Origin of the sequence: Rahnella aquatilis CIP 78.65 = ATCC 33071 (assembly GCF_000241955.1) — a bacterium.
Classification (GTDB): Bacteria; Pseudomonadota; Gammaproteobacteria; order Enterobacterales; family Enterobacteriaceae; genus Rahnella; species Rahnella aquatilis.
Genome location: NC_016818.1, coordinates 1,039,801 through 1,065,567, shown reverse-complemented (window position 1 = coordinate 1,065,567; position 25,767 = coordinate 1,039,801). Strand labels below are relative to the sequence as shown.

Here is a 25,767-nt window from a genome sequence, read left to right as displayed (position 1 = left end):
TAAGAAGAAAATCAGTGGCGGTCTTACAGGCAGTTGAGCTGTAGACAAAATAATCAAAATTATTACCGAGCAGGACTTAGAATGATCAGAATCGCGCTGTTTCTTGCGATGCTCCTCAGTTTGCCTTTATTTACAGCAAATTACGCCGCGGCCAGCGATGCTGTCCCGGTCAACGCAGCACTTAAAAAACAATTATTGGGTGCGCCCGTTTATATCCAGATCTTCAAACAAGAACGTAAGCTCGAATTGTATGCTCAGCTCGACGGCGAATTTCGTCTGATCGGCAGTTATGGCATCTGCGATTTTTCTGGTGGTTTGGGAAATAAACGTCGCGAAGGCGATTTCAAAAGCCCGGAAGGTTTCTACAACGTGGATATTCACCACCTGAAACCCGACAGTCGCTTTTATCGCGCCATCAACATCGGTTTCCCCAATGCATACGATATTTCTCAGGGTTATTCAGGTAAGTATCTGATGATCCACGGTAACTGTAAGTCTATTGGTTGCTACGCCATGACTGACGGCTATATGGACGAAATCTTCACCTACGTACAGGCAGCATTCCAGTTCGGGCAACGCAATTTAAAGATTAGCATTTACCCGTTCAGGATGACCGATGCCAATATGAAGGCGCATAAAAACTCCAGCTACTACAGTTTCTGGAGCCAGTTGCAACCGGGATATGCATACTTTGAGAAACACCATCAGCCACCGAATGTCGTGGTCAATGAGGGTAAATATGAAGTGCTGCAACCGTTGTCCAACACCCCGCTGCCTTCACAGCTGGCGTTCGCCCCGATGAAATAATGCGAATTCACCTGGCGCAATTTTGTTCCAGGTTTCGTTCGCCGTCAGCGGTTGCGTGGCAATCACGGTGACGACATCATCCGGTGTCGTCTGCTGCTGAAAATCAATTTCCACATCCTGATCCAACAACGTTGCCTTGCCAAAAGGCGCACGCCGCGTGATCCAGTGCAAATTCGTCGAGCAATACGCCATCACGAAATTGCCATCAGACAGCAACATGTTAAATACCCCTTTCTGCCGTAACTCATCAGCCAGCGACGCAATATAGCGAAACACCGGCGGCCAGCTTGCAGGACGGCGCGGGTAGCGTTGGGTGAGTTTATGCAGTAACCAGCAGAAGGCGTATTCGCTGTCGGTCTGACCCACCGGGCGCAGCGTGCCGGTATCGAGCTGGCGATAACCCCGAAGCTGACCATTGTGCGCGTAAGTCCAGTTGCGTCCCCACAATTCGCGGGTAAACGGGTGGGTATTTTCCAGCGCCACTTCGCCACGGTTTGCCTGACGGATATGAGAAATCACCGCGCAGGATTTGATCGGGTATTCCTGAACAAGGCGGGCAATGGGCGAATTAAAGCTTGGCGTCGGATCTTTAAAAGTACGACAGCCATTCCCTTCATAGAAGGTGATGCCCCAGCCATCTTTATGCGGACCAGTCCCGCCACCACGCTGCACTAATCCGCTGAAACTGAAACAAATATCAGTAGGAACGTTAGCGCTCATCCCGAGCAATTCGCACATCACCAGCCTCCTTTAACGACAAAGGGCTTATGCCTTTGCCATCTCTTTTTCGATCAGGAGAATCAAAATATGAATGACTTTGATATGAATTTCCTGCACGCGGTCAGCGAAACCAAAGTGCGGAACGCGGATTTCCACGTCGGCTGAACCGTCCATTTTCCCGCCATCTTTACCGGTCAGGGTGATGACTTTCATGCCTTTGGCACGCGCAGCTTCGATGGCTTTGATCACGTTACCGGAATTACCGGAAGTGGAGATGCCCAGCAGCACGTCGCCCTTCTGGCCAACCGCTTCCAGATAACGGGAAAAGATGTATTCGTAGCCGAAATCATTGCCGACGCAAGAGATGTGGCTGACGTCAGAAATAGCAATTGCCGGATAGCCCGGACGGTTTTCACGATAGCGGCCTGTCAGTTCTTCGGCGAAATGCATGGCATCGCAGTGTGAACCCCCGTTACCGCAGGAAATCACTTTCCCACCCGCTTTGAATGAATCCGCCAGCAACACAGCTGCACGTTGAATAGACTCAATATTTGCCGGATCGCTGATGAATTTATTCAGCGTGTCAGCAGCTTCGTTCAGTTCAGTACGGATAATATCCTGGTACATAGCAGCCTCTTTTATGTCCATTTACAGCCGGTTTCAGCACGGCCGATAGCAATAAAACGTTCCGCTGTGCAGTTTAACGGAAAGCCGAAACAGCGAGAAGCAATGAAGCGGTAATGATGCCGATAGTTTTTGTTTTTGACGCTTCGTGCGACCGGTTTGTGAGCTGTGTTGTAATTAGTATGTAAACACATTGATAAAGAAATGAGCATGAACTAAAACCATTGTATCCCTACAACAGGTCAGACCTCCTACTACTCAGGAGCTTTACTATGATGGTTCTTAGCATTGTTGCATTTGTCGTGATCCTTGGTGTGTTGTTCTATCACAAGGTCAATCTTGCCCTTAGCAGCCTGATTTTACTGGCGTTTACGGCGGTCATGGGTGCCATTAATCTGTGGACCCTGTGGCTGTTATTGCCGCTGGCGATCATTCTTCTGCCCTTCAATATTCCTGCCCTGCGTCGTTCATTGTTCTCCGGCCCGGCGCTTCGTACCTTCCGTAAAGTGATGCCTGCCATGTCGCGCACGGAAAAAGAAGCGATTGAAGCGGGTACCACCTGGTGGGAAGGCGACCTGTTTGGTGGCAAACCAGACTGGAAGAAATTGCAGGATTACCCTGAGCAGCAACTGACAGAAGAAGAGCAGCGCTTTATTGACGGGCCGGTTGAAGAAGCCTGCCGCATGGCAAATGACTTTCAGATAACCCACGAACTGGCAGATTTGCCGCCGGAACTGTGGGCGTATCTGAAAGAACACCGCTTCTTCGCGATGATCATTAAGAAAGAATACGGCGGTCTGGAATTCTCCGCTTACGCTCAGGCGCGGGTGCTGCAAAAACTGGCCGGTGTGTCAGGTATTCTGGCAATCACGGTCGGCGTGCCGAACTCCCTCGGGCCAGGCGAATTGCTGCAACATTACGGCACCGAAGAGCAGAAAGATCACTATCTGCCACGTCTGGCCGAAGGTCTGGAAATCCCATGCTTCGCCCTGACCAGCCCGGAAGCGGGTTCTGATGCCGGAGCCATCCCTGATTTCGGTATCGTGTGTAAAGGCCAGTGGCAGGGGAAAGAAGTGCTCGGCATGCGCCTGACCTGGAACAAGCGTTACATCACGCTGGCGCCTATCGCCACCGTGCTCGGTCTGGCGTTTAAACTGAAAGACCCCGATCATCTGCTCGGCAGCGAAACTGATTTGGGTATTACCTGTGCACTGATCCCAACCGACACCGCCGGTGTGGAAATTGGTCACCGTCACTTCCCGCTGAATGTGCCATTCCAGAACGGCCCGACACGCGGCAGCGATATCTTTGTCCCTATCGATTATATTATTGGCGGCCCGAAAATGGCCGGTCAGGGCTGGCGTATGCTGGTGGAATGTCTTTCTGTGGGTCGTGGCATCACGCTGCCTTCTAACTCGACCGGCAGCCTGAAATCTCTGGCGCTGGCGACCGGTGCTTATGCCTATATCCGCCGTCAGTTCAAACTGCCAATCGGTAAAATGGAAGGTATCGAAGAACCGCTGGCGCGCATTGCCGGTAATGCTTATGTGATGGATGCCGCCGCTACGCTTATCACTAACGGCATTATGCTGGGTGAAAAACCGGCGGTGCTGTCGGCTATCGTGAAATACCACTGTACACACCGTGGCCAGCGCGCCGTGATGGATGCGATGGATATCACCGGCGGTAAAGGCATTATGCTCGGCAGCAGCAACTTCGTCGCACGTTCTTATCAGGGCGCGCCGATTGCGATTACCGTGGAAGGTGCCAACATTCTGACCCGCAGCATGATCATCTTTGGTCAGGGTGCGATCCGCTGCCATCCTTATGTTCTGCGTGAAATGGCGGCGGCGGAGAAAAACGATCTGGTTGATTTTGACCGTGCACTGTTCGGACACATCGGCCATGTCGGCAGTAACAAAATGCGCAGTTTCTGGCTGGGGCTGACCAATGGCCGCACCAGTGATACGCCGGTAAACGACCAAACGGCGCGTTACTATCAGCATATCAACCGCCTGAGCGCCAATCTGGCCCTGCTGGCTGACGTGTCGATGGGTGTGCTGGGCGGCAGCCTGAAACGCCGTGAACGTATTTCTGCCCGTCTGGGCGATATCCTCAGCCAGATGTATCTGGCGACGGCAACACTGAAACGTTATGACGAAGAAGGCTGTAACGAAGCGGATTTACCGCTGGTGCACTGGGGCGTGCAGGATTGTCTGCATCAGGCCGAAGTCGCTATCGACGATCTGCTGCGTAACTTCCCGAACCGTTTTGTAGCCGGTGTGATGCGTCTGGTGATTTTCCCGCTGGGCCGTTCACATTCGGCACCGTCTGACCGTCTGGATCACGAACTGGCGCGTATCCTTCAGGTGCCTTCAGCCACACGCAGCCGTATCGGTCGCGGTCAGTATCTGACGCCAAGCGAGCACAACCCGGTCGGCCTGCTGGAAGAAGCCTTGCAGGATATTCTGGCGGCAGAGCCGGTGCATAAACGTCTGTGTGAGGCGATGGGTAAAAAACTGCCGTTCACCCGTCTGGATATTCTGGCGCAAAAAGGTCTGGAGGCCGGTCATCTGAGTGCTGATGATGCCCGTATTCTCAGCCGTGCGGAGGAAAGTCGTCTGCGTTCGATTAACGTGGATGAGTTTGAGCCGGATGCCCTGGCTGCGCAAAAACCGGAAGCGGAGAAAGACAACGTAAAAAAGGATGAGGCGAACCCCCGCCACACCGAAGCTGCCTGAATAAATCGTTAACCGTTAAAAAAGCCTGAGTGTTTACGCGCTCAGGCTTTTTTTGTATCCGATTCAGCGATTCAGTTCATCGGATTACCCTAAATAGTTCGTGTCACAGAAAGGCGGCAAAGCAAGTGAGTCCCGATGAGCTTACTCAAGTAACTGATTCGGGCGAACACGCGCAGCCAACGCATCTGTGGCGCGAAATATGACGGGTAATCAGAAGAAGTATTTGAAGCGGACGCGAGCCCCATACCGCTCATCGCTGTCATCATCGCCGCTGTAAGTTTTATCTGCTTCCAGCATTGAGACATACGCGCCCAGATACACGTTGAAGTTTTCCATGTCCATCACGTTCGGGATCAGGTAACTGGCGTGAACGGTATGAATGTCATAGTTACCCGGTTCATCGAACCAGTCATCGTCGTAATCGGATGCACGCACGCCATTAATATTGAAGTCTTCGATTTTGTTATGCGCATAGATATAGCCCAGCTCGAAGCGTTTCCACAAGGCATTGGCACCGACGGTGAAGTCTTTTTCATCCGACGCATCCATATACGCAGTACTCAGGTTCGCCACGATGCCGTTTTCAGGGTCAGCTTTCTGGCCGTTCCAGGTCATCGTCAGGCCATAACCATTACGTTTGGACTGATCGACAAATTCGTCGCCATCTTTATAGCCGTACGCATTGTTGACGACGTTGGTTTCCATCGCGGCCGCCACCGAGAAGGCATCCCCTTTCCAGGCAATAATCGGGCGCAGGTATACGGTGTTTTTATCATTATCAAGTTCATTGCCATGATAATTGCGATCGGCATACAGCGACGTGCCATCTTCCATCAGCGTATTCAGCTCGAAATACCAGTTGCCGAGATTTTTGTTCAGCAGGATATTACCGCCGCTGTCACTGCGTCCGCGCCCTTCTTTCATCATGTAAACATAACCGTAGCCGTCGGCATACAGGTCATTGGCGGTGTTACCGGAATACTCAATGAAAGTATCCTGATTAAGCGGGAACATATCGTAGGCTTCAAAGCGACCGATTTTTGCCATCCAGTCTTTTTCTTCGCCGAAGAAGAAAGCGGCATCATCAAGATTCATCGAACCGTTCAGATCCGCCGTTGGCTGCACAGAAAAACCCGAGAACTGACCATTATCATTACGGCGATAGCCATCAAGTCCGATTAATAAACGACCATTCACATCCCAGCGTTCATTATTTCCGTCCCGGAAGTTTTTATTATCCTGCGTTCTGATGGAGGTTAATTGTCCGCTGCGGCTTGCGCCGTCAACATTAAACTCAACATCACCGTAGAGTTTTAAATTATCGAAGCCATTAAGTGTTAACAGCTTGTCTTTCGATATTCCATCTTGTTTAACTTCTACCGGCGTGGCTTCTTTCACGCTGGCTATTTCCTGCTCACGTTTCACATCCTGCTTCGTCAGTTGCTGGATCTGCTTTTCCGCCGTTTCCGCGCGCGCTTCTGCCTGCTGAAGACGTTGTTCAAGCTGCGCCATGCGGGCTTCCAGACTGGCTGATGAACTCGCTGCCAGTGCGGGAGCAGACACAGCCAGCCCGACTAATAAAGCCAAAGTTTTAATCTTTCTCATAATTAAGATGTCCTTTCAATACAAATTAAATTCGCCGTTTTAAAATAAACGGTGTTATTTCATTTTTATTAAAATAATGCCCGGAGGTTTCATAATGAGAACAGAAGATAGTTTCCTGAGGAATAATCTGTCAAAAATAAAAGCGGGGAAACGTGAAGTAAAACTGTAATAACGAAATTACATCACTGAAAAACCAATAAACGTAAAACGGGGCGCTTTTTTCATAAAAGCACCCCGCTTATTATTATTTATAATACACACCATCAGATATATTAAGCTGGCGAATATTTTATATCTTAGCCTTTTTTAGGACGGACTTTCGCCGTCAGTCCTTTCAGGAAATAACGCATCACCTGATCGCCACACGGACGGTAATTCTTGTGGCCTTCTTTACGGAAGAATGCGCTCAGCTCGCCTTCGGACACTTTGAAATCAGCCGCGGTCAGGACAGAAATCATGTCTTCGGTTTTCAGCTCAAACGCCACACGCAGCTTTTTCAGCATGATGTTATTGGTCAGGCGTTTTTCCACTTCCGGTGCCGGGAAGCGATCGTCTTTACCGCGTTTAAAGGTGATCAGGCCATTCAGGAAATTCGCCATCACTTCGTCCGGCACTTCCATATAACCTTCTTCGTCTTCTTTTTTCAGATAACGCGACATCACGTCAGGGCTGACAGGCGTACCGGTGGTTTTAAGGATCTCGATCAGCTGGCCTTCGCTTAAATCCAACATGTAGCGCACGCTGCGTAAGACATGGTTATGCATCATAATTCTGTATTCCTGTTAAAAGTAAACCGAGGAAATGCCACCGGGTTTACCCCTACGCACCTCGAAGGCGGGCATTATACAAGAAACTTACAGGATTAGCTGAACTGACGTATCCGCGCAATAAGTGACTCCACATCGCCGATTTGTTGTGCAGTGAGGATCAGTTTTTGCCCAAGGCTCAGCGCATGGCGCTGGCAGTCGGCGCGCATCGCATCATCTTTAATGGTATCGAGATCAGCAACATGTGCCAGACCGATGGTGCGACGGATCAACTCCGCGCCGCAGTAACCGACGGCATCGTGCCAGACTTCCTGCAAAAAGAGTCCGGCATAGCCGGTTTCCGCCAGCGTCGGATCCTGAGATTTATCCCGCGCCAGCTGCAGGAAACGCGCTGAGAAACTCAGCCACAGTTCACGCACATCTTTCAGACGCTGCTCGCGGCCGTCCGCCGCCTCGCGCACACCCACCAGCCCCGGCAGACCACAATAGTTCAGTAACAGATTGCCGATAGCGGAACCGGGATCAAAGCCCATCGGGCCGTAATAACCGAACTCCGCGTCGATGGCTTTCAGTTCGCCTTCAGCAACAAAAATCGATCCGCTGTGAATATCACCGTGCAACAGCGCTTCGGCCTTGCTCAGGAAACGATGTTTGAGTGCGGCCACAGCCAGACGCAGCGGTTTGTCCTGACGCAGCGCCTCCACCGACGGCTGCAATACCGGCTCAAAATTATTGCGCTCATGGTCAACATACGGATCGGTGAAGAACAGATCTTCGGTGATCTGACACAATTCAGGATTGGTGAAACGCGAAACTTCGGCTTTTTTAGCCTGGGCATTCTGGTAGAAATCGGAGGTATGGAACAGCGTCTGTGCCAGGTACTCACCCAGTTGAGCTGCCGCCTGCGGGTAATGTTTTCCCAGCACCAGTTCACTGCGCCAGATATGATGATCCGACAAATCTTCCTGCACCATCACCGCCAGTTCAGCATCGTGATGCAGCACCTTAACCGTATGCTGCGGACAATACTGGCCGTGAATAATCAGGGTTTCGGCTTCAATGCGCGCACGATCTAAGGTCAGCGGCCAGGATTCCCCCACACACCGCACGTAAGGCAGCGCCTGTTTCACAATCACCCGGCTTTTCCCGGCGGTATCGCGGATCTTAAACACCAGGTTCAGGTTTCCGTCACCGATTTCATCGGCCGTGACCAGAGATTGCGGATCCGCCACGCCACCAAACTGACGGGCATATTCAACGGCATCTTTGGCGGTAAATGTGTAGTAGCGTGACATCCTGACCTCTCGATTCTTTTTTAGCCTTTAAAGCGTTTAGACGTCTATACATCCGTGAAGCATGTTGGCAGAATAAGTGAACAGATGCAACCGGGCAACAAGGATTTAACCAACAATGCAAAGCCTCACAACCACCAGTTTACGTATTCGTGAAAACCAGCTGTGGATCCTCGACCAGCAAGCCCTGCCGCAACGTTCAGACTGGCGCGAATGCCGCGATGTCAGCGAACTGGTGGATCACATCCGCACCCTGCGTGTACGCGGTGCACCGCTGATTGGTTTGTCCGCCAGCCTTTTGCTGGCGCTGCTGGCTGAACAGGGAATGGCGCAGGATGCATTGCATCATGCGCTGGAAACACTGCGCGCCTCGCGTCCGACGGCAGTGAATCTGATGAATAATCTCGACCGTATGAAGGCCGCGTTGCAACACACTGATTACGTGAAAGCGCTGACCGAAGAAGCCCTGCGCCTGGTGGACGAAGACCGCGCATTGTGTGACAGCATTGCCACCCACGGCGCGACGCTGGTGATGCCCGGCAGTCGTCTGCTCACCCATTGCAATACCGGCGGTCTGGCAACGGCCGGTGTCGGGACGGCCATCGGCGTGATCCGTCGTGCACATGAACAGGGGAATGTTGCGCAGGTATGGGTGGATGAAACCCGTCCGTTGTTGCAGGGCGGCCGCCTGACCGCCTGGGAACTCGGCGAATTAAGCATTCCTTATCAGCTGATTTGTGATTCGATGGCCGCCAGCCTGATGGCGCAAAAGCGCGTCGATGCTATCTGGGTCGGCGCTGACCGCATTGCCGCCAACGGTGATGTGGCGAACAAAATTGGCACTTACAGCCTGGCGGTTCTGGCGAAATATCACGGTATTCCGTTCTACGTTGCCGCGCCGCATACCACCCATGATCCGCAGTGCCCGGATGGTGCCGCTATCCCCATCGAACAACGGGCGGCGGGTGAAGTTACCGGCGTTTCCGGCAGTTTCGGGTCCGTGCAATGGGCACCGGACAATGCGCAGGTTTACAACCCGGCGTTTGATGTCACACCGGCAGAATTAATCAGCGGATGGGTGCTGGATGTTGGCGTGGTCACACCAGGTCAGGTTCGGGATGGTGTCTTCCGCCAGGCCTTACGCTAATACACACTTTCATAATATGGCGCCTGCGGGCGCTGTTTTTTTAAGCTAATGATAAGAAAAATCCATAAATGTAAGGAAATCGAAAACCAATATCTGTTAGGATTATTATTAGCCAACTTTCCCTTTTCAGCGGCAGTTTTTAGGAACTGAAAATAGTAAATCTGGCTATTGAGATAATTCGCGCCTTTAAGTGAAATATCTGTTTCATCATATTGCAATGGCATTAAGTCAAATGAATTTAATTTGGCACGGGCAGCTATTAGCCGTTAATAAGACATTAAATGGACAAGGAATAGTAACATGAGGAAATCAGTTTTCGTTTTGTCGGCAATTATTGCGGCAGGCACATTATCAGGGTGCGCAACAGAATCATCGCGTACGGTAGAAGTTCAGAAAGTCGCGTCTTATAACACCCAATATAATGGTCCCCGCAGTCCAATTTCAGTCGGCAAATTCGATAACCGCTCCAGCTATATGAGTGGCATTTTCTCCGACGGCGTCGATCGTCTGGGCAATCAGTCTAAAACCATACTGGTCACCGACCTGCAACAAACTGGCCGCTTCAATGTATTAGACCGCACGAATATGGCGGAAATTAAAGAAGAAGCCGGAATTAAAGGCCAGGCACAAACCCTGAAAGGGGCTAACTACGTCATCACCGGTGATGTGACTGAATTTGGCCGTAAAGAAGTCGGCGACAACCAGCTATGGGGCATCCTCGGCCGCGGTAAGCAGCAGATCGCGTATGCCAAAGTCAGCCTGAATGTCGTCAATGTACAGACGTCTGAAGTGGTGTATTCCTCACAAGGCGCAGGCGAATATTCTCTGTCCAATCGCGAAATTATTGGTTTCGGCGGCACGGCCAGTTATGACTCCACCTTAAACGGCAAAGTGCTGGATTTAGCGATCCGCGAAGCGGTGAATAATCTGGTGAATGGAATTGAAAGCGGCGCATGGCGTCCGGCTAATTAATAATACGGATATTATAAAATGACAGTATGTAAAACCCACAGCGCCCTGATAAAAGGTAGTCTTATTACCTTAGCGTTATTATTAGCGGGCTGCGCAAAGCAGACAGATAAATCACTTTATAATTGGGACAATTACCAGACCACGGTATACCAATATTATCAGGGAGACAAAGTCGGTCCTGAAGAACAAATCGCGTCATTGAAAGAGTCGATTGAAAAATCCCGCGCCACCAGTAAAGCCGTTCCCCCTGGCCTGCACGCGCAACTGGGATTACTTTATGCCAATACCGGTCATACCGATCTGGCATTCCAGGAATTCAATACTGAGAAAAGTTTATTTCCGGAGTCAGCAACCTACATGGATTTCCTGCTGAAAAATAAAGGGAGAGTTAAATGAAACGTTTATTCCTGCTGACCGGGGTAGTGCTGACGTTACTGCTGACGGGTTGTGCGAAAAAAGCGTCCTACGATTACACCGCGTTTAAAGAGAGCAAACCGAGATCGATTCTGGTGCTCCCACCGGTGAACCATTCACCGGATGTGAATGCCAGCCACAGCATGCTTTCTACTGTCACCGCACCGCTGGCTGAAGACGGCTTCTATGTCTTCCCGGTGGCCGTCGTTGAGGAAACTTTCAAGCAGAACGGCATAACCGGTGCGGAAGATATCCGTGCAGTCAGCGCCGCCAAACTGCGTGAAATTTTCGGGGCGGATGCCGCGCTTTACATTGATATCACCAGCTACGGCAGCACTTACATGGTGGTTTCCAGCGAAACCCGTGTGACCGCTAATGCCAAACTGGTGGATTTACGCAATGGCAAAGTGCTGTGGACAGGTAACGCCACTGCCTCTGACAGCGAACATGACAACAATAACGGTGGGATCATCGGCATGCTGGTTCAGGCTGCGGTGAAGCAAATCTCCAGCACGATTTCCGACAAAGGTCATGATATCGCCGGGCTCACCAGCTACCGTCTGCTGAGTGCATCTCAGACCGATGGCCTGCTGTATGGCCCGCGCTCACCAAATTATGGTAAGCAGGCAATGCGTTAAAGGCCTAAAGAAAGCCGTCCCTTACGGGACGGCTTTCTGGCTTACTTGCCCGATGCGTCAATTGTTACAGAGAGAAAATTATTGGAGATACTCCAACTTCCTTTGCCCTGAAACATTGCCGCGCCGGTGACAACGATAAAGATACAGATGTACCGTTTCATTGTGCGGTCCTTGCAAAGACCGCTTCACGTTAACACCACCGGTGATATCTCCGTGAAAACAAGCGCTAGTCTGCGCCTGCGTTGACGGTCGTTGGACATCCTTTCCTGAAACCGGTGCCCGTTTGCTAAGACGGCGTAAAGGCCCGGCGTCATCATACACGCATTGCCTGGGTCCTTGACAAATAAGTTCAAAAAGTAGACTATCCCTCCCGCTAGTCTGCGCTTGCGTTACATCAGTAACGAAGCCCGCTGGGAAGGCCGCTAACCTGACCAGCACAAAAAAACCACCTTTCGGTGGTTTTTTTGTTTCTGCAGTACGCAAACCTTACTCACCCATTCTCGGGTACGCATCGGCAATCTTATCGCCGGTAAAATGCGCCACCCACCCTTCGGGATTATCGAAAACGCGGATTGCGGTGAATGACGGAGAGCCGCCCATATCAAACCAGTGGCGGGTGTTGGCCGGTACGGAAATCAGATCGTTTTTCTCGCACAGGATCTGGAAAATCTTGCCGTTCAGATGCAGGCAGAACAGCCCTGCGCCTTCAACAAAGAAACGCACTTCGTCTTCACCGTGCGTATGTTCGGACAGGAATTTAGTGCGCAGCACCTCGCGTTGCTCGTTGTCCGGACGCATGCTGATCACGTCCCAGCTCTGGTAGCCCTTCTCTTCGACCAGTTTGTCGATCTCATGCTGATAAGCAGCAATCACGTCCTGCGGCTGCGGGTTCTCGCCTAAATCGCGGTCAGCCTGCCAGCGTTCGAAACGCACATCAATTTTGCTCAGTTCGGCGGCGATCGCGTCGCCGTCGCGGCTTTCCCACAACGGTGCGCAAGGATCCTGGTCACTAAAAATCGTTAATGCACTCATGGTCAACCCTCTTATAAGAATGTTTCTAAGGCTATCTGATCAAAACGATTAACCTGCAGGTGATCGCTGAGGTCGTCAGCGTCATCGCGGATCAGCTGACAGGTATGCCAGCCCGCTAAGCGCGCGGCGTCCAGCTCCTGACGGATGTCCGATAAAAACAGTAAATCCTGCGGCGGCAATATCAGTTGTTCAGCGATGTTCTGATACGACTCCGTTTCACGCTTGGCACCCACGCGGGTATCGAAATACCCGCTGAACAACGGCGTTAAATCACCGGCATCGCTGTAGCCAAACAGCAGCTTTTGCGCATCCACCGAACCCGAGGAATAGACGCAAAGTTGCAGACCTTCCGCTTTCCACGCTTCCAGTTGCGGCGCGACGTCGGCATACAGATGTCCGCGAAAATCGCCGTTCTCATAGCCTGTACGCCAGATGATGCCCTGCAACACTTTCAGCGACGTCGATTTGACATCGTTGTCCATGTAGGTAAAGAGTTGTTCAATCAGCGCCTCGACACTGGCCTGTGGCCGGTCGATTTCAGCGCGTAAGGTTTCCAGCGCGGCTGCCACCTCAGGTTGTTCATGCTGATGACGCAGGAATTCGGCGAGACGCTGCCGGGCATACGGGAATAATACCTGATGCACAAAACGGATATCCGTGGTGGTACCTTCAATATCAGTGACAATGGCGCGGATCATTTGGCCTCCAGCAGGCGACGTTGCAGTTCACACTGGAACAGAAATTCCAGCCCTTCCAGATGGCGGCGCGCTTCGGCCACATCCCTCCCCCAGCACGTCAGCCCGTGGCCGCGCAGCAGAAAACCATACTGCAACGGCGTGTGCTCTGCTGACGCAATAATTTTCTGCGCCAGCGCAGGAATATCCTGGCTGTTGTCGAAAATCGGGATCACCACCTGATCGAGGTGCGAGGTCTGGCCGCTGAGCGATTTCTGCATCTCGTAGCCTTCCAGCACCAGCGCGCCGCTGCGCTCAACCCGCGATAGCACCGTCGAATTGACCGAATGGGTATGCAGCACCGCGCCTGTTTCAGGATAGCGGGAATACAGCATAGTGTGCAGGCCGGTTTCCGCAGAAGGACGACGTCCGCTGGGCGCAAGGCCGCTTTCCAGCTCCACCAGCAGGAAATCGTCTGCAGTCAGTGATCCTTTGTCTTTCCCTGATTCGGTGATCAGGCAATGTGCCTCGCCTTCGCGCACAGACATATTGCCGCCCGTCGCCGGGCTCCAGCCCTTCTGTCCAATCCAGTGACAGGCCGCCAGCAGCGCGCCCAGTTGCAAATTCTCTGTCATCGTATTCCTGAAAAGCTGTGCGTTGAGGGACGGAGTTCGGACTGAAACTGACGCTATTTACCGCGATATATTCAATGTGTTGCGGCTTAGACCGAATTGGCATTTAGCCATCTAAGCGTCTCGATTGCCAAATATTAACATCGTGTTATATTGTGAGCAACATCGCTATTTGCACACCTGACGCCTGTCAGGTCAACGGTCCAGGAGTACTGACCCGCCATGAGCACAGCAGCATTGATCCCCGAAAGTAAACTTCCGGCATTAGGCACTACGATTTTCACCCAAATGAGTGCGCTGGCGCAGAAACATAATGCGATTAACCTGTCGCAGGGCTTTCCTGATTTCGACGGCCCCGAATACCTGAGAAACCGTCTGGCTTATCACGTCAGTCAGGGCGCAAACCAGTACGCCCCCATGACTGGCACGGCGCAGTTGCGTGAAGCCATTGCCGCGAAAACAGAGCAGATTTATGGCTATGCACCGGACGCCAGTACCGACATCACCATCACGGCGGGCGCGACAGAATCGCTGTATATCGCCATCACCGCGCTGGTGTCGAAAGGCGATGAAGTGATTGCTTTCGATCCCAGTTACGACAGCTACGCCCCGGCAGTAGAACTGGCAGGCGGCGTGATGAAACGCATTCAGTTGCAACCCCCGGAGTTCAGGGTGAACTGGGCGGAATTCGCCGATCAGATTACCGACCGCACCAGGCTTGTGATCATCAACACGCCGCACAACCCGTCGGCTACCGTCTGGCGCCACAGCGACGTTGAACAGCTCTGGCAGAGCATTGCGGATAAGCACATTTTCGTGCTGAGCGATGAAGTGTATGAGCACATCTGTTTTGCGCCGGAAGGTCACGCCAGCGTGCTGCGACATCCGGAGCTGCGTCAGCGCGCCATTGCGGTGTCATCGTTCGGCAAAACCTATCACATGACCGGCTGGCGCGTGGGGTACTGCGTGGCACCAGCGATAATCAGCGCAGAACTGCGCAAGGTTCACCAGTATCTGACATTTTCTGTCACCACGCCGGTTCAGCTGGCGCTGGCGGATATGCTGCGTGAAGCGCCTGAACACTGGCAGGAGTTACCGGCCTTTTATCAGGCTAAACGCGACCGTCTCGCACAAGGGCTGGCCAACAGTCGCCTGAAGGTCTTAACGGGTCAGGGCACCTATTTCCTGCTGGTCGATTACAGTGAGGTTTCCGATTTAGACGATGTGGCATTCTGCCACTGGCTGACTGAACATGTGGGCGTAGCAGCCATTCCGATGTCGGTCTTCTGCGCCGCGCCTTTCCCACATAAACTGATCCGGCTGTGCTTCGCCAAACAGGAAGCCACGCTGGACGCTGCTGCGGAGCGCCTGTGTCAACTTTAAAACTGTCCGTATTGCAACAGCCGCTGGTGTGGCTGGATGGCGAGGCGAACCTCGCACATTTCGACGGTTTGCTCAGTGCGCTGACCGGCCGCGACCTGATTGTTCTTCCGGAAATGTTTACCACCGGTTTCGCCATGCAGGCACCGGGCAGCGCGCTGCCTGAATCGCGTGTCGTGCAATGGCTGCAACAGTGGGCGAAGCAGCTCGGGGCGATGATTGGCGGCAGTGTGGCGTTAAGCACCACGGAAGGCGCCGTGAACCGTTTCCTGCTGGTTGAACCGCAGGGCAAGGTGCATTTTTACGATAAACGTCATCTGTTCCGCATGGCCGGTGAACACAATTATTATGTGCCGGGCAAGCGTCGTGAAATCGTGGAATGGCGTGGCTGGCGTATTTTGCCACAAGTCTGTTATGACCTGCGTTTTCCGGTTTATTCCCGCAACCGTCAGGATTATGACCTGGCACTTTACGTCGCCAACTGGCCTGCCCCGCGCAGCCGCCACTGGCAGACGCTGCTCGCCGCCCGTGCGATTGAAAATCAGGTTTATGTCGCCGGATGCAATCGCGTAGGCCACGATGACAATGGTCATTACTACAGCGGTGACAGCCTGATCATTAATCCGCAGGGTGAAGAGCTGGCGCGTGCCGAGCCGGGTTCGGCGATGATTATCGACGCAGAGTTGTCGCTGGAAGCGTTACAGGATTACCGCGAAACCTTCCCGGCCTGGCGCGATGCCGATAGCTATCTGCTCCATGATTAGTCTTCATGATTAAGGCTTCGCTTCTGGAATAAAAAATGCCCCGGACTTCTCAGCCGGGGCATTTTTTATTCCTGCCAGTCGGTTTAGTTGCCGCCGATAAAGTCCATTTTGCCGATATTCACGCCCAGATGGCGCAGAATGTTATAGGCCGTGGTGATATGGAAATAGAAGTTCGGCACGGCGAAAACGGTAACATAGCTGTGCGCAGTGAATTTCATTTCACGGTTTCTGCCTTTCACCACAATCTCACGGGATTCATCGCCTTCAAGCTGTTGTGCATCCACGCTTTCGATAAAACGCAGCGTTTTGGCGATACGCTCCTGCAACTCGGCAAACGTCACTTCATTGTCTTCCATTGCCGGTGCGGCAACGCCCGACAGACGGGCAATCGCGCCTTTCGACATATCACTGGTGATTTGCACCTGTCGCGCCAGTGGATACATATCTTCAGCCAGACGGGTATTCAGAACTTCCTCTTCTGATTTACCGTTTTCCTTTGCCCATGCTGCGCCTTTTTCCAGCAATGCTGAAAGATTCTGTAAGCCACGCACAAACTGTGCGGCCGTACTGCCATAAAGCGATGCTGACATGATGCTTCCTCAGTGAATGATGGTTTAGAACAACCGGCGCTACCTTAGCGCGTTATGGTCTGAACAGTGCGACGTTTTATAGCAGTGAAGTGTGACGAAAAGACCGCTTTGCGACCGGCGCCTCTCTTTTTGTCAGCGCATGTAAAAACATCCGCGTATGGATCAATTCTTGCATTCCATACCTCCGCAAAAACATCTGACAGAGGCCCCCTGATGACCATCACCTTTATTGCACATTCCACGCCCGAACCTGCGTTGTACGGCGCGATGGCAGCGATACTTGCTGAGCTACGCGCTTTGCCGCTGTGTCACTTTCCCGTCAGTCATGATGCCCGATGTTACCCAAATGCCTGTCAGCACGTGACGGCGCAGGGACATGCACTGACCAGCGGGCTGGTGTGGCTGGAGCGTCTGACCGGGCGCGGTGCGGGTGAAGAATCCGGCATTGAATCCCTGATTTATCGGGCACTTAAAGAAGATGTCGTCGTGCCGTTGCGTGAACCGTTATCCGCAGAACTGACCGCACTCATCGCAGAGCAGGGCATTGAAATTGAATCATTAACCGTGGTGCGCAATCAGGATAAATTCCAGCTGGAAGACGGCATTACCGGCAAAATTCGCAGCAACGGCTGGGGGCGTGATGCCTTTGGCCGCTGGGCATTAGGCCCGGTTTCACAACCGGTCATGCGGGCAGGAAAAACCCTGCGCGTGGCACTGGTCGGGGATTTTACCGAGCAGCGCGACAGTTATCCGGCGATGCTGGCTGCACTGGGAGATGCTGCCGATGCACTGGCAATGAACATTGACGTTATTTATGTCACGCCGTCACTGGCGGGCAGTCAGCTTGATGCCACGCTGTCTGACGTCGACGGCATTATGTTGCCGGGCGCGACGCTCACCCGCAGCGACACGCAGGCCGGGCAACTGGCGACCGCCACCTGGGCTCTGGAAAACCAGACGCCGGTATTAGGGATTAATCAGGGTATGCATCAGATGGTCACCGCGCTGGGGCAGAAAATACTCGGGCTGGAACGCGTGGTGATGCACGGGCCGTCGACGCTCGGCAGCCTGCAAACCGCTCTGCCGCTGGCCGAAAACACGCAGCCGCGTCTGGGAAATCATCCGGTCATGACCCGCAGCGGCAGCCTGCTGGCGAATAAAACGGGGGATGAATTTATGCTGCGCTACAACCAGCGCCGTTATCTGAATCCGCATTTGCTGGCTGAGCTGGAAAACGCCGGGCTGATTGTTTCAGGGTATGATGAAAGTGGTGAACAGGCGCAGGCCGTTGAGCTGAACAATCATCCGTTCTTTATGGGTGTGCAGGGGCAGCCGGAGCTGATGTCGCGCCGCGAGCGGCCGAATCCGCTGCTGATGGCGTTCCTGCAACAGGTGCGTCAGGGCAACCGCGACCGGGATATCAGTCACGCCGCGCTGACCCAAAGCGTGCGGCTAAAACATCCGCACCTGCTGATGGGCTGACAGAAGCGAAAGCTAACTGCCGCGATACGTGGAATAAGAATACGGACTGATCAGCAGCGGCAGATGGTAATGAGCCTGTTCTCCGGCGATCACCACATCAATGATCGCTGAGTGATAAAGCGTCTCACGCCCGGTGGCGGCGAAATACGCGCCGATATCCGCACACAGCCGGTAATGCCCTGAAGCAACCGGCTCCGGCGTTAATTTTGCGGCGCGGCCATCGGCATCGGTTTGGGTTTCGCTGACAAGCGTGATGTTCTGTCCTTCAATGCTTTCCAGCCAGACGCGCACATTGGCCGCGGGCTGCCCTAACGACGTATCGAGAATATGAGTAGTAATGCGGGTCATTATTGAAATATCTCCTTTAAACGCAGCAGGGTAATTTCTTTGAGTTGTTGCGCCGTTTCCTGATCTTCAGCGTCCGGTGAATTCTGTAGCCGCCGTTGCAGATTCTCCAGGATCTCCTCTGCGCTGCGCCCTTTAGCGCGGATCAGGAACACCCGTCCGAAGCGCTGTTCATAACGCAGATTACCCTCGTGCAGCGCATCAGTCATTGCCTGCTGGCTGATATTGAGCGTCGCCTGTTCGCCACGGGAAAGCTGCGCTTCTTTGCTGGCTCCGCTGGCCCGCTCGCCAATGCGCGGATGTGCTGACAGCGCGCGTGTAATGTCTTCCGCCGTCCAGCCTGCGCAGGCGGTTTCTGCGTATTGCAGCAAGGCTGACAACGACGCGTAAGGCCGTCGGTCGCTGACCCCTTTCGCCCAGGCCGGAATATTGACCAGCGGACGCAGCAAGGCAACGGCTTCGAATTCAGACAGCGCATTGAATTCTTCAAAGGTCATAAATGCCCCTCAGCAAAACTCAGCACGGTATTGATGTACGCCTGTACCGCGTAAGCCACATCGCCGGAGGTGACAGATTCATCGGGATGATGGCTGATGCCGTCTTTGCAGCGTACAAACAACATGCCGACCGGCCAGCATTCGGCGATGGCAATCGCGTCGTGCCCTGCGCCGCTTGGCAGCGACATCGCCTGCCCCTGTAAATGCAAAACACTCTGGCTGAGACGATGCTGTAAGCCGTCGTTACATTCCGTCGCGCTGATGCCATAAAACTGTTCGGCGGCAAACGTCAGCCCGCGACGTGCAGCAATATCGCGGCCCTTCGCCAGCAGCGTTTCCAGCAGTGCCGATAAATCATCATCACGCGGTCCGCGTACATCCAGCGACAATTTCACCTGCCCCGGAATAACATTCACCGCACCCGGCAGGCATTCCAGCGTGCCCACTGTCGCCACCAGATTGCGGCCGGTGGCGGTGGTGATGCTTTCAATCGCCAGCGTCCATTCGGCGGCGGCAGTCAGCGCGTCCTGACGCTGCCCCATCGGCACGGTGCCGGCATGCCCGGCGTGACCGGTGAATTCGCAATTGAGACGACGTGCGCCGTTAATCGCGGTGACCACGCCAAGCGGCACATCTGCCGCTTGCAGGCACGGGCCTTGTTCGATATGTAATTCAAGGTACGCACAGAAATCGCTGACCGCGCGCTGTGACGCGCCAATTTTTAGCGGATCCAGACCGACGTTGCGCATCGCCTGTGCGACAGAAATCCCCTGCGCGTCCTGACGTTCCAGCCAGTCTGCCGGCCAGGTGCCGGTCAGGCCGCGACTGCCGAGCAGCGTGATGCCAAAACGTGTACCTTCCTCATCGCAGAAGCCGACAATTTCCACCGCCATCGGCAAACGAATGCCGTTCTGATGCAAATGAGCCACCACTTCCAGCGCGGTCAGCACGCCGAGCGGGCCGTCGTAACGCCCCGCATTGCGCACGCTGTCGAGATGCGAACCGAGCAGGATGGCAGGAGCCGAAGGATCCAGCCCTTCATAACGCCCGCAGATATTGCCGACGCTGTCCTGCCAGACACGCATCCCGGCCGCTTCCATCCATTCACCCACCACCTGATTGGCCTGCAAATGTTCGGCTGAGAGATACACGCGGGTCAGTTGCCCCGGCGTTTCGCTGATGGCAGCGAGTGCGTCGCAGCGCGCCATCACCCGCTCAGCGGCAAGCTTTGCGCTTTCGGAAACCGCAGCCAGCGTAAAGGCTTCTGCCATTACTGATCTCCTGCGTAGTGATCCCAGGCGGCCTGCGCGCCAGCGCCGTATTTCGACGCAAAGCCCAGACGGTTGAGCACCGCTTCCAGCGCCACCAGCGTCTGCAACACGCAGTCTTTACGCGCGTTATAACCCATGGTGCCGATACGCCAGATTTTCCCGGCCAGCGGACCAAATGACGTGCCGATTTCGATGCTGAAATCATTAAGCATCATCTGACGCACCTGTTCGCCATGAACGCCCTGAGGAATGACCACGCCAAGCACGTTGTTCATACGGTTGTTCAGGTCGCCGAACACCTCCAGTCCCATGCCCTGAATGCCTGCCAGTAATGCGCCGCCGTGCAATTTGTGGCGGGCGATGCCGGTATCCAGCCCTTCTTCCAGAATAATGCGCGCGCATTCGCGTGCCGCAAACAGCATGCTGGTGGCTTCGGTATGGTGATTCAGACGCTCCGGCCCCCAGTAATCCATGATCATGCCCAGATCGAAATAATTGGAGTAGATCATCTCATCGTCGCCGTCGGCGTGATCGGCGGTACGGATCCCTTGCTCCACGCATTTACGGCGACGGATTTGTTCTTCAAAGCGCGGGCTAATGGTCACCGGCGAGCTGCCTGACGGACCGCCGAGGCATTTTTGTAAACCGGCAGACACCGCGTCTAACCCCCAGACGTCGGTTTCCAGCGGATTGCCGCCAAAGGACGCCGTGGCATCGGAGTAGAACAGCACGCCGTGACGGCGGCAGATTTCACCCAGTTGTTCCAGCGGCTGCAACATGGTAGTGGAGGTGTCGCCCTGCACGGTCAGCAGCCAGCGCGGTTTCACCGATTTAATCGCATCTTCGATTTGCTGCGGATCAAACACTTCGCCCCAAGGCGCTTCGAGGGTGTGCACTTCGGCGCGGCAGCGGCGGGCAATCTCGCACAGCAGATGGCCGAAGCGGCCAAACACCGGCACCAGCACTTTGTCACCCGGACGGATACCGGAAAGCAACACAGCTTCGATACCGGCGCGCGAGGTGCCGTCGATCAGGAATGTCCACTGATTGTCGGTTTTATACAGCGCACGGTACAGCGCCATCACTTCGTTCATGTAGCCGGTCATCACCGGGTCGTATTGCCCGACCAGCTGACTCGCCATCGCCCGCAGCACGCGCGGGTCAGCATTGATGGGTCCCGGCCCCATCAGCAGACGGGTTGGCGGGTTGATTTGTCCGGGAGAGATGAAATCTGACATAGTTAATCCTTTACAATGTTAGCTTGAAGCAGCCTCATTCAGGCCGCGCACGGAGGCGATAAACTGTCTTAACTCGGGGGTTTGCGGGTTGGCAAACAGCGCCCGGCTTTCGCCCTGTTCCCACACGGTGCCCTGATGCATAAACACTACGCGGTCGCCCACTTCGCGGGCAAAATTCATTTCGTGCGTCACCAGCACCAGCGTCATGCCCTCTTTCGCCAGTTGCTCGAGCACTTTCAGTACCTCGCCGACTAATTCCGGATCCAGCGCTGAGGTGATTTCATCACACAGCAGCACTTTCGGGTTCATCGCCAGCGCACGGGCAATGGCCACACGTTGCTGCTGACCGCCGGAAAGGCTGGACGGGTAATAATCCATGCGATCCGCGAGCCCGACTTTCGCCAGCATCTGCGCGGCCAGTTCACGGCACTCGGTGGCAGATTTTTTCAGCACGCGGCGCGGCGCCAGCATGACGTTTTCCAGTGCGGTCATGTGCGGAAAAAGATTGAAGCTCTGGAACACCATGCCCACGGAACGGCTGATATCACGCGCCTGAGAATCGCGGTCGGTAATGGTCATCCCGCCGAGTTTGATGCTGCCTTCCTGATAGCCTTCCAGCCCGTTCATGCAGCGTAACAGCGTGCTTTTCCCTGAACCGCTGCGGCCGATGATCGAAATCACTTCGCCGCTGTCAATATCCAGATCCACGCCTTTCAGTACGTGGTTCTGACCGTAAAATTTCTGAACCTGATTGATGGTGATCAGTGGCATTACTGTTTCTCTCCGCGCAATGATTTTTCTAAATGCTGGCTGTAACGGGACAGCGGATAGCACATCAGGAAGTAGCCCAGCGCCACTAATCCAAACACTTTGAATGGCTGATACGTCACGTTATTGAGCATGGTTCCGGCTTTGGTCAGTTCGACAAAACCAATAATCGAGGCCAGCGCGGTGCCTTTCACTACCTGTACGGAAAATCCGACCGTCGGCGCAATAGCAATCCGCAGCGCCTGCGGGGTGATGACGCGCCATAGCGTCTGGCCAAAATTCAGGCCGAGACAGCGCGACGCTTCCCACTGGCCTTTCGGTAACGCGGCAATACTGCCGCTCCAGATATCCACCAGATAGGCGCTGGTATACAGCGTCAGCGCCAGCGCGGCGGCGGTCCACGGGCTGACGTTAATACCAAACAGGCCAAGCCCGAAGAACGCCAGGAACAGCTGCATCAGCAGCGGCGTGCCCTGAAACAGTTCGGAATAAAGACGCACAAAGCGCGCTGGCCAGCGGCGTTTGGTCAGGCGCAGTAACAGCAGCGGCAACGTCACCAGCGTACCGCCGATAAACGCGGTCAGCGACAGCAGCAATGTCCAGCGCGCCGCCAGCAGGAGATTGCGCACAATGTCCCAGTCGGTGAAGGTCATCATCAGTTTTCACTCCCAAAGACACGGCGTCCGGCCAGCAGCAACAACTGGCGCATCGCCACCGACAGCAACAGATAGAACAAGGTGGTGACCAGATACACTTCAAAACTGAGGAAAGTACGCGACTGAATTAAGTTGGCGGCAAACGTCAGTTCTTCATAGGACACCTGCGATACCACGGAAGATCCGAGCATCACGATAATGCACTGGCTGACCAGCGACGGATAAATGCGTTTCAGCGACGGCGGCAGCACGATACGCATGAACGTCTGGCTGCGGGTTAATCCCAGCACACGTCCGGCTTCCCACTGGCCTTTCGGCGTCACCTGAATACCGGCGCGGATAATCTCCGTGCTGTAGGCGCCGAGGTTAATCAGCATCGCCAGCAGTGCCGCTTCACCGGCAGTCATTTTCAGACCGATGGCTGGCAGGCCAAAAACAATGAAAAACAGCTGCACCACAAACGGCGTATTGCGGATGGCTTCGACATACACGCCCCAGAGCGCACGCAGGGTTTTATGGTTGCCGCAGCGGATGGCCGCGCCGCAAATACCTATTGCGACACCGCCAACCGTTGCCATTACCGTCAGCTCAATGGTGGTCCATAAACCGGCCAGCAGTTCCGGCATATAAGGCCATAGCGCGCTAAAGTTAAGCTGATAGGTCATGAAAGATCTCCGTCAAACCCCTGATTACGCGCCGATGGAAGCAGGCAGCGGTGCCTTCATCCATTTTTCAGACAGCGTATTCAGCGTCTTGTCTTTGATGCCTTCGGCGATCAGTGCATTCACTTTATCTTTCAGTGCCGGTTCGTCTTTACGCAGGCCAACGTAGCACGGCGAATCTTTCAGCATCACTTTTGAAACCGGTGCCTTAGCCGGGTTCATGCGGGCAATCGCCGCCACCACCAGGTTACCGGTGGCGATGTATTCCACCTGACCGGACAGGTAGGCGGACAGCGTGGTGTTGTTGTCTTCATACCGCTGAATTTTGGCATCTTTCGGTGCCACGTCAGTCAGTGCCAGATCTTCTACCGCGCCACGGGTCACGCCGATGGTTTTGCCGGACAGTGCTTTCAGATCGGACAGTTTGTCACCCTGCGCGCCAAACACGCCGAGGAAGAACGGTGCGTAAGCGTTGCTGAAATCGATGACTTTTTCGCGCTCAGCGTTTTTCCCCAGGCTTGAAATCACCAGATCGACTTTATCCGTTTGCAGATAAGGCACGCGGTTGGCGCTGGTCACCGGCACCAGTTGCAACTTAAGTTTCATCTTATCGGCCAGATAATGCGCCATATCGATGTCATAACCTTCCGGTTGTAAATCCTTGCTCACCGAACCAAATGGCGGAAAATCCTGGGGAACGGCCACACGCAACACGCCGCGTTTCTGAATATCCTGCAACTGATCGGCCATAACGCCTGATGCCTGAAGCACCAGCATTGCCGCACCAGCCCATGCCAACAGCCGTTTGTTCATATTCATAGATTATCTCCGGTGAAAGGTTTTTGAAACGATAGATTCTTATATTTATAACTTTGCAACGAATGTGCCAAAAGCAACGCAACGGAAAATTTGTGCGCAAAGCCACGGCATGACAAGGCATTAGACGGTGAACGGTACAATGAGTGGGGATTTTTTTGCCCTGATTCAGGGCAAAAAACGTAAAGGGAAGAAAATTATCATGCACTAAGGTTGTGCAAAAGCACCAGAAAAGCGCTCAGTTTGTTCTTAAAACAGGAATCAGCGCTGCTCCAGTTCATCCAGATCGTTATACAAGTCGCTTATCTGATGAATGCGCTGACGGCCAGAAGCGAGCATATCGTGCAGCAATGCATTACTGAGCAGATTCGCCAGACTCATGGCAGAAGAATAACTGTCGAACGCCGAGACACTGTCGAGCGGCGCGGCCAGATGCCAGGTCGCCAGCGGGATAAGCGCCTGCGCCTGCGGCTCACAAATCAGCAGCACAGGTACGCCAAATGATTGTAACTGCATAAGAATCGCTTTTGCCATGCGCGGCCTGCGACGGAAGGCGACGAAAATCACCACGTCCTGTGCGGTGAGATCCACCAGTTCTTCCGCCAGCGTTTGCCCCGGCTGCGGCATCATCATCACGCCTGCCCGCACCTGAATCAGTTGTTGTCGCAGATGCAGCGCCACCGGATAACTATTGCGAAAGCCCAGCAGGCGCACCTGTCGCGCCTGACTCAGCGCGGCGATCAGCGCGCCAAACTGGGTGCCGTCAATCTGGTTAATCCACTGGGTCAGGTTAGCCATTTCCTGTTTATAGTGCCGCGATAACAAGGTGTTACCCTGCACCGCATCGCGACTGTCCGTCAGCGGCATCCCGCTCTGGCGCAGGGTACGCATCTCATCACGCATATCGCGATAGCTTGGGTAACCGAGGCGTTTAAACAGGCGGCTGACCGTGGCTTTCGAGACGCCGCTGAGCCGCGCCAGTTCGGCGCTGTTGTAACTCATCAGGTCGTCGATGCTGGCAAAAATAAAATCGGCCACCCGCTGTTCCTGTGGCGTCAGTTCTGCGTAATGGTCACGCAGACGCTCATCAATCTGTTTCATCTCCGTCCCTTTTGTAACCAATGTTTCAGTAAATCAGCGGAACATACCATGCACTATGCTTGCCAATGCAAGCAAAATTATGTGCAAAAGCCGGCGGCTTTTGCCGATGTGGAACACCTCTTGCTTAACTTT

General features: G+C 53.9%; 27 protein-coding genes. 9 read left to right on the top strand and 18 right to left on the bottom strand.

Features of this window, described 5'->3' with window-relative positions:
• The first annotated feature begins 81 nt into the window (after window positions 1–81).
• Window positions 82–807 (top strand): peptidoglycan meso-diaminopimelic acid protein amidase, encoded by a 726-nt coding sequence (gene dpaA, locus RAHAQ2_RS04935; protein WP_015696179.1) that lies wholly within the window; start codon window positions 82–84, stop codon window positions 805–807.
• Here dpaA and RAHAQ2_RS04930 read toward each other — a convergent pair.
• Window positions 778–1,545: a class II glutamine amidotransferase gene (locus RAHAQ2_RS04930; protein ID WP_015696178.1), complete on the bottom strand. Its 768-nt coding sequence runs from the start codon at window positions 1,543–1,545 to the stop codon at window positions 778–780. The two genes, dpaA and RAHAQ2_RS04930, sit on opposite strands and share 30 nt — an antisense overlap.
• A gap of 27 nt (window positions 1,546–1,572) precedes the next feature.
• On the bottom strand, window positions 1,573–2,154 hold the full coding sequence (gene lpcA, locus RAHAQ2_RS04925; RefSeq protein WP_013574283.1) for a D-sedoheptulose 7-phosphate isomerase: 582 nt from the start codon (window positions 2,152–2,154) through the stop codon (window positions 1,573–1,575).
• A gap of 269 nt (window positions 2,155–2,423) precedes the next feature.
• On the opposite strand from lpcA, the gene fadE reads away from it, so the two are divergent.
• Window positions 2,424–4,892: an acyl-CoA dehydrogenase FadE gene (fadE, locus tag RAHAQ2_RS04920; RefSeq protein ID WP_015696177.1), complete on the top strand. Its 2,469-nt coding sequence runs from the start codon at window positions 2,424–2,426 to the stop codon at window positions 4,890–4,892.
• Between the two features lie 210 nt (window positions 4,893–5,102).
• Here fadE and RAHAQ2_RS04915 read toward each other — a convergent pair whose 3' ends face one another.
• The 3 genes from RAHAQ2_RS04915 to mtnK form a co-directional block, all read right to left on the bottom strand.
• Window positions 5,103–6,497: a carbohydrate porin gene (locus RAHAQ2_RS04915; RefSeq protein WP_015696176.1), complete on the bottom strand. Its 1,395-nt coding sequence runs from the start codon at window positions 6,495–6,497 to the stop codon at window positions 5,103–5,105.
• 296 nt (window positions 6,498–6,793) lie between these two features.
• The gene (locus RAHAQ2_RS04910; RefSeq protein ID WP_015696175.1) at window positions 6,794–7,264 is read right to left on the bottom strand and encodes a YehS family protein; all 471 of its coding nucleotides are present in this window, start codon (window positions 7,262–7,264) and stop codon (window positions 6,794–6,796) included.
• Window positions 7,265–7,359: 95 nt separating this feature from the next.
• The gene (mtnK, locus tag RAHAQ2_RS04905; RefSeq protein ID WP_015696174.1) at window positions 7,360–8,559 is read right to left on the bottom strand and encodes an S-methyl-5-thioribose kinase; all 1,200 of its coding nucleotides are present in this window, start codon (window positions 8,557–8,559) and stop codon (window positions 7,360–7,362) included.
• Window positions 8,560–8,674: 115 nt separating this feature from the next.
• Here mtnK and mtnA point away from each other — a divergent pair, with 115 nt between their 5' ends.
• From mtnA to RAHAQ2_RS04885, 4 genes are all read left to right on the top strand, one after another.
• On the top strand, window positions 8,675–9,703 hold the full coding sequence (gene mtnA, locus RAHAQ2_RS04900) for an S-methyl-5-thioribose-1-phosphate isomerase (protein ID WP_015696173.1): 1,029 nt from the start codon (window positions 8,675–8,677) through the stop codon (window positions 9,701–9,703).
• A gap of 300 nt (window positions 9,704–10,003) precedes the next feature.
• Window positions 10,004–10,675 carry a CsgG/HfaB family protein gene (locus RAHAQ2_RS04895; protein ID WP_015696171.1) on the top strand — a complete coding sequence of 224 codons (672 nt, stop codon included), beginning with the start codon at window positions 10,004–10,006 and terminating at the stop codon, window positions 10,673–10,675.
• 18 nt (window positions 10,676–10,693) lie between these two features.
• On the top strand, window positions 10,694–11,071 hold the full coding sequence (locus RAHAQ2_RS04890) for a DUF4810 domain-containing protein (protein ID WP_015696170.1): 378 nt from the start codon (window positions 10,694–10,696) through the stop codon (window positions 11,069–11,071).
• The gene (locus RAHAQ2_RS04885) at window positions 11,068–11,727 is read left to right on the top strand and encodes a DUF799 domain-containing protein (protein ID WP_015696169.1); all 660 of its coding nucleotides are present in this window, start codon (window positions 11,068–11,070) and stop codon (window positions 11,725–11,727) included. The genes RAHAQ2_RS04890 and RAHAQ2_RS04885 overlap by 4 nt, the downstream gene beginning before the upstream one ends.
• Before the next feature lie 486 nt (window positions 11,728–12,213).
• Here RAHAQ2_RS04885 and RAHAQ2_RS04880 read toward each other — a convergent pair whose 3' ends face one another.
• The 3 genes from RAHAQ2_RS04880 to RAHAQ2_RS04870 are packed head-to-tail and all read right to left on the bottom strand — an operon-like array spanning window position 12,214 to window position 14,068.
• The gene (locus tag RAHAQ2_RS04880; protein ID WP_015696168.1) at window positions 12,214–12,759 is read right to left on the bottom strand and encodes a 1,2-dihydroxy-3-keto-5-methylthiopentene dioxygenase; all 546 of its coding nucleotides are present in this window, start codon (window positions 12,757–12,759) and stop codon (window positions 12,214–12,216) included.
• An 11-nt stretch (window positions 12,760–12,770) separates the two neighbouring features.
• On the bottom strand, window positions 12,771–13,457 hold the full coding sequence (gene mtnC / locus RAHAQ2_RS04875) for an acireductone synthase (protein ID WP_015696167.1): 687 nt from the start codon (window positions 13,455–13,457) through the stop codon (window positions 12,771–12,773).
• Window positions 13,454–14,068, bottom strand: coding sequence for a methylthioribulose 1-phosphate dehydratase (locus RAHAQ2_RS04870; RefSeq protein ID WP_015696166.1), 615 nt, complete (start codon window positions 14,066–14,068; stop codon window positions 13,454–13,456). Before RAHAQ2_RS04870 ends, mtnC begins: the two co-directional genes overlap by 4 nt.
• A 219-nt stretch (window positions 14,069–14,287) precedes the next feature.
• On the opposite strand from RAHAQ2_RS04870, the gene RAHAQ2_RS04865 reads away from it, so the two are divergent.
• Together RAHAQ2_RS04865 and RAHAQ2_RS04860 are read left to right on the top strand one after the other, a co-directional pair.
• Window positions 14,288–15,448, top strand: coding sequence for a pyridoxal phosphate-dependent aminotransferase (locus RAHAQ2_RS04865; protein ID WP_015696165.1), 1,161 nt, complete (start codon window positions 14,288–14,290; stop codon window positions 15,446–15,448).
• The gene (locus tag RAHAQ2_RS04860; protein WP_015696164.1) at window positions 15,436–16,209 is read left to right on the top strand and encodes an amidohydrolase; all 774 of its coding nucleotides are present in this window, start codon (window positions 15,436–15,438) and stop codon (window positions 16,207–16,209) included. Before RAHAQ2_RS04865 ends, RAHAQ2_RS04860 begins: the two co-directional genes overlap by 13 nt.
• Before the next feature lie 83 nt (window positions 16,210–16,292).
• On the opposite strand, the gene RAHAQ2_RS04855 is transcribed toward RAHAQ2_RS04860, so the two are convergent.
• Window positions 16,293–16,799, bottom strand: a complete 507-nt coding sequence (locus tag RAHAQ2_RS04855; RefSeq protein WP_015696163.1) for a DUF1993 domain-containing protein — start codon at window positions 16,797–16,799, stop codon at window positions 16,293–16,295.
• Window positions 16,800–17,012: 213 nt separating this feature from the next.
• Between RAHAQ2_RS04855 and RAHAQ2_RS04850 the strand changes: the two genes are divergently transcribed.
• Complete coding sequence (locus RAHAQ2_RS04850) at window positions 17,013–18,281, top strand: glutamine amidotransferase-related protein (RefSeq protein WP_015696162.1); 1,269 nt, start codon at window positions 17,013–17,015, stop codon at window positions 18,279–18,281.
• Window positions 18,282–18,293: 12 nt separating this feature from the next.
• Here the strand turns inward: RAHAQ2_RS04850 and uraH are convergent, their stop codons facing one another.
• From uraH to RAHAQ2_RS04805, 9 genes are all read right to left on the bottom strand, one after another.
• Window positions 18,294–18,629 (bottom strand): hydroxyisourate hydrolase, encoded by a 336-nt coding sequence (gene uraH, locus RAHAQ2_RS04845; RefSeq protein ID WP_015696161.1) that lies wholly within the window; start codon window positions 18,627–18,629, stop codon window positions 18,294–18,296.
• Window positions 18,629–19,123 carry a 2-oxo-4-hydroxy-4-carboxy-5-ureidoimidazoline decarboxylase gene (gene uraD / locus RAHAQ2_RS04840; protein WP_015696160.1) on the bottom strand — a complete coding sequence of 165 codons (495 nt, stop codon included), beginning with the start codon at window positions 19,121–19,123 and terminating at the stop codon, window positions 18,629–18,631. The genes uraH and uraD overlap by 1 nt, the downstream gene beginning before the upstream one ends.
• Window positions 19,120–20,394, bottom strand: coding sequence for an allantoate amidohydrolase (hpxK, locus tag RAHAQ2_RS04835; protein WP_015696159.1), 1,275 nt, complete (start codon window positions 20,392–20,394; stop codon window positions 19,120–19,122). Before hpxK ends, uraD begins: the two co-directional genes overlap by 4 nt.
• Window positions 20,394–21,632, bottom strand: a complete 1,239-nt coding sequence (locus RAHAQ2_RS04830; protein WP_015696158.1) for a pyridoxal-phosphate-dependent aminotransferase family protein — start codon at window positions 21,630–21,632, stop codon at window positions 20,394–20,396. The genes hpxK and RAHAQ2_RS04830 overlap by 1 nt, the downstream gene beginning before the upstream one ends.
• Before the next feature lie 18 nt (window positions 21,633–21,650).
• Window positions 21,651–22,403, bottom strand: coding sequence for an amino acid ABC transporter ATP-binding protein (locus RAHAQ2_RS04825; protein ID WP_015696157.1), 753 nt, complete (start codon window positions 22,401–22,403; stop codon window positions 21,651–21,653).
• Window positions 22,403–23,053 carry an amino acid ABC transporter permease gene (locus RAHAQ2_RS04820; protein WP_086935291.1) on the bottom strand — a complete coding sequence of 217 codons (651 nt, stop codon included), beginning with the start codon at window positions 23,051–23,053 and terminating at the stop codon, window positions 22,403–22,405. The genes RAHAQ2_RS04825 and RAHAQ2_RS04820 overlap by 1 nt, the downstream gene beginning before the upstream one ends.
• 2 nt (window positions 23,054–23,055) lie before the next feature.
• Window positions 23,056–23,721 (bottom strand): amino acid ABC transporter permease, encoded by a 666-nt coding sequence (locus RAHAQ2_RS04815; protein ID WP_015696155.1) that lies wholly within the window; start codon window positions 23,719–23,721, stop codon window positions 23,056–23,058.
• 24 nt (window positions 23,722–23,745) lie between these two features.
• Window positions 23,746–24,531, bottom strand: coding sequence for a transporter substrate-binding domain-containing protein (locus RAHAQ2_RS04810; protein WP_193785500.1), 786 nt, complete (start codon window positions 24,529–24,531; stop codon window positions 23,746–23,748).
• A 264-nt stretch (window positions 24,532–24,795) separates the two neighbouring features.
• The gene (locus RAHAQ2_RS04805) at window positions 24,796–25,635 is read right to left on the bottom strand and encodes a MurR/RpiR family transcriptional regulator (protein ID WP_015696153.1); all 840 of its coding nucleotides are present in this window, start codon (window positions 25,633–25,635) and stop codon (window positions 24,796–24,798) included.
• Window positions 25,636–25,767: the final 132 nt, after the last annotated feature.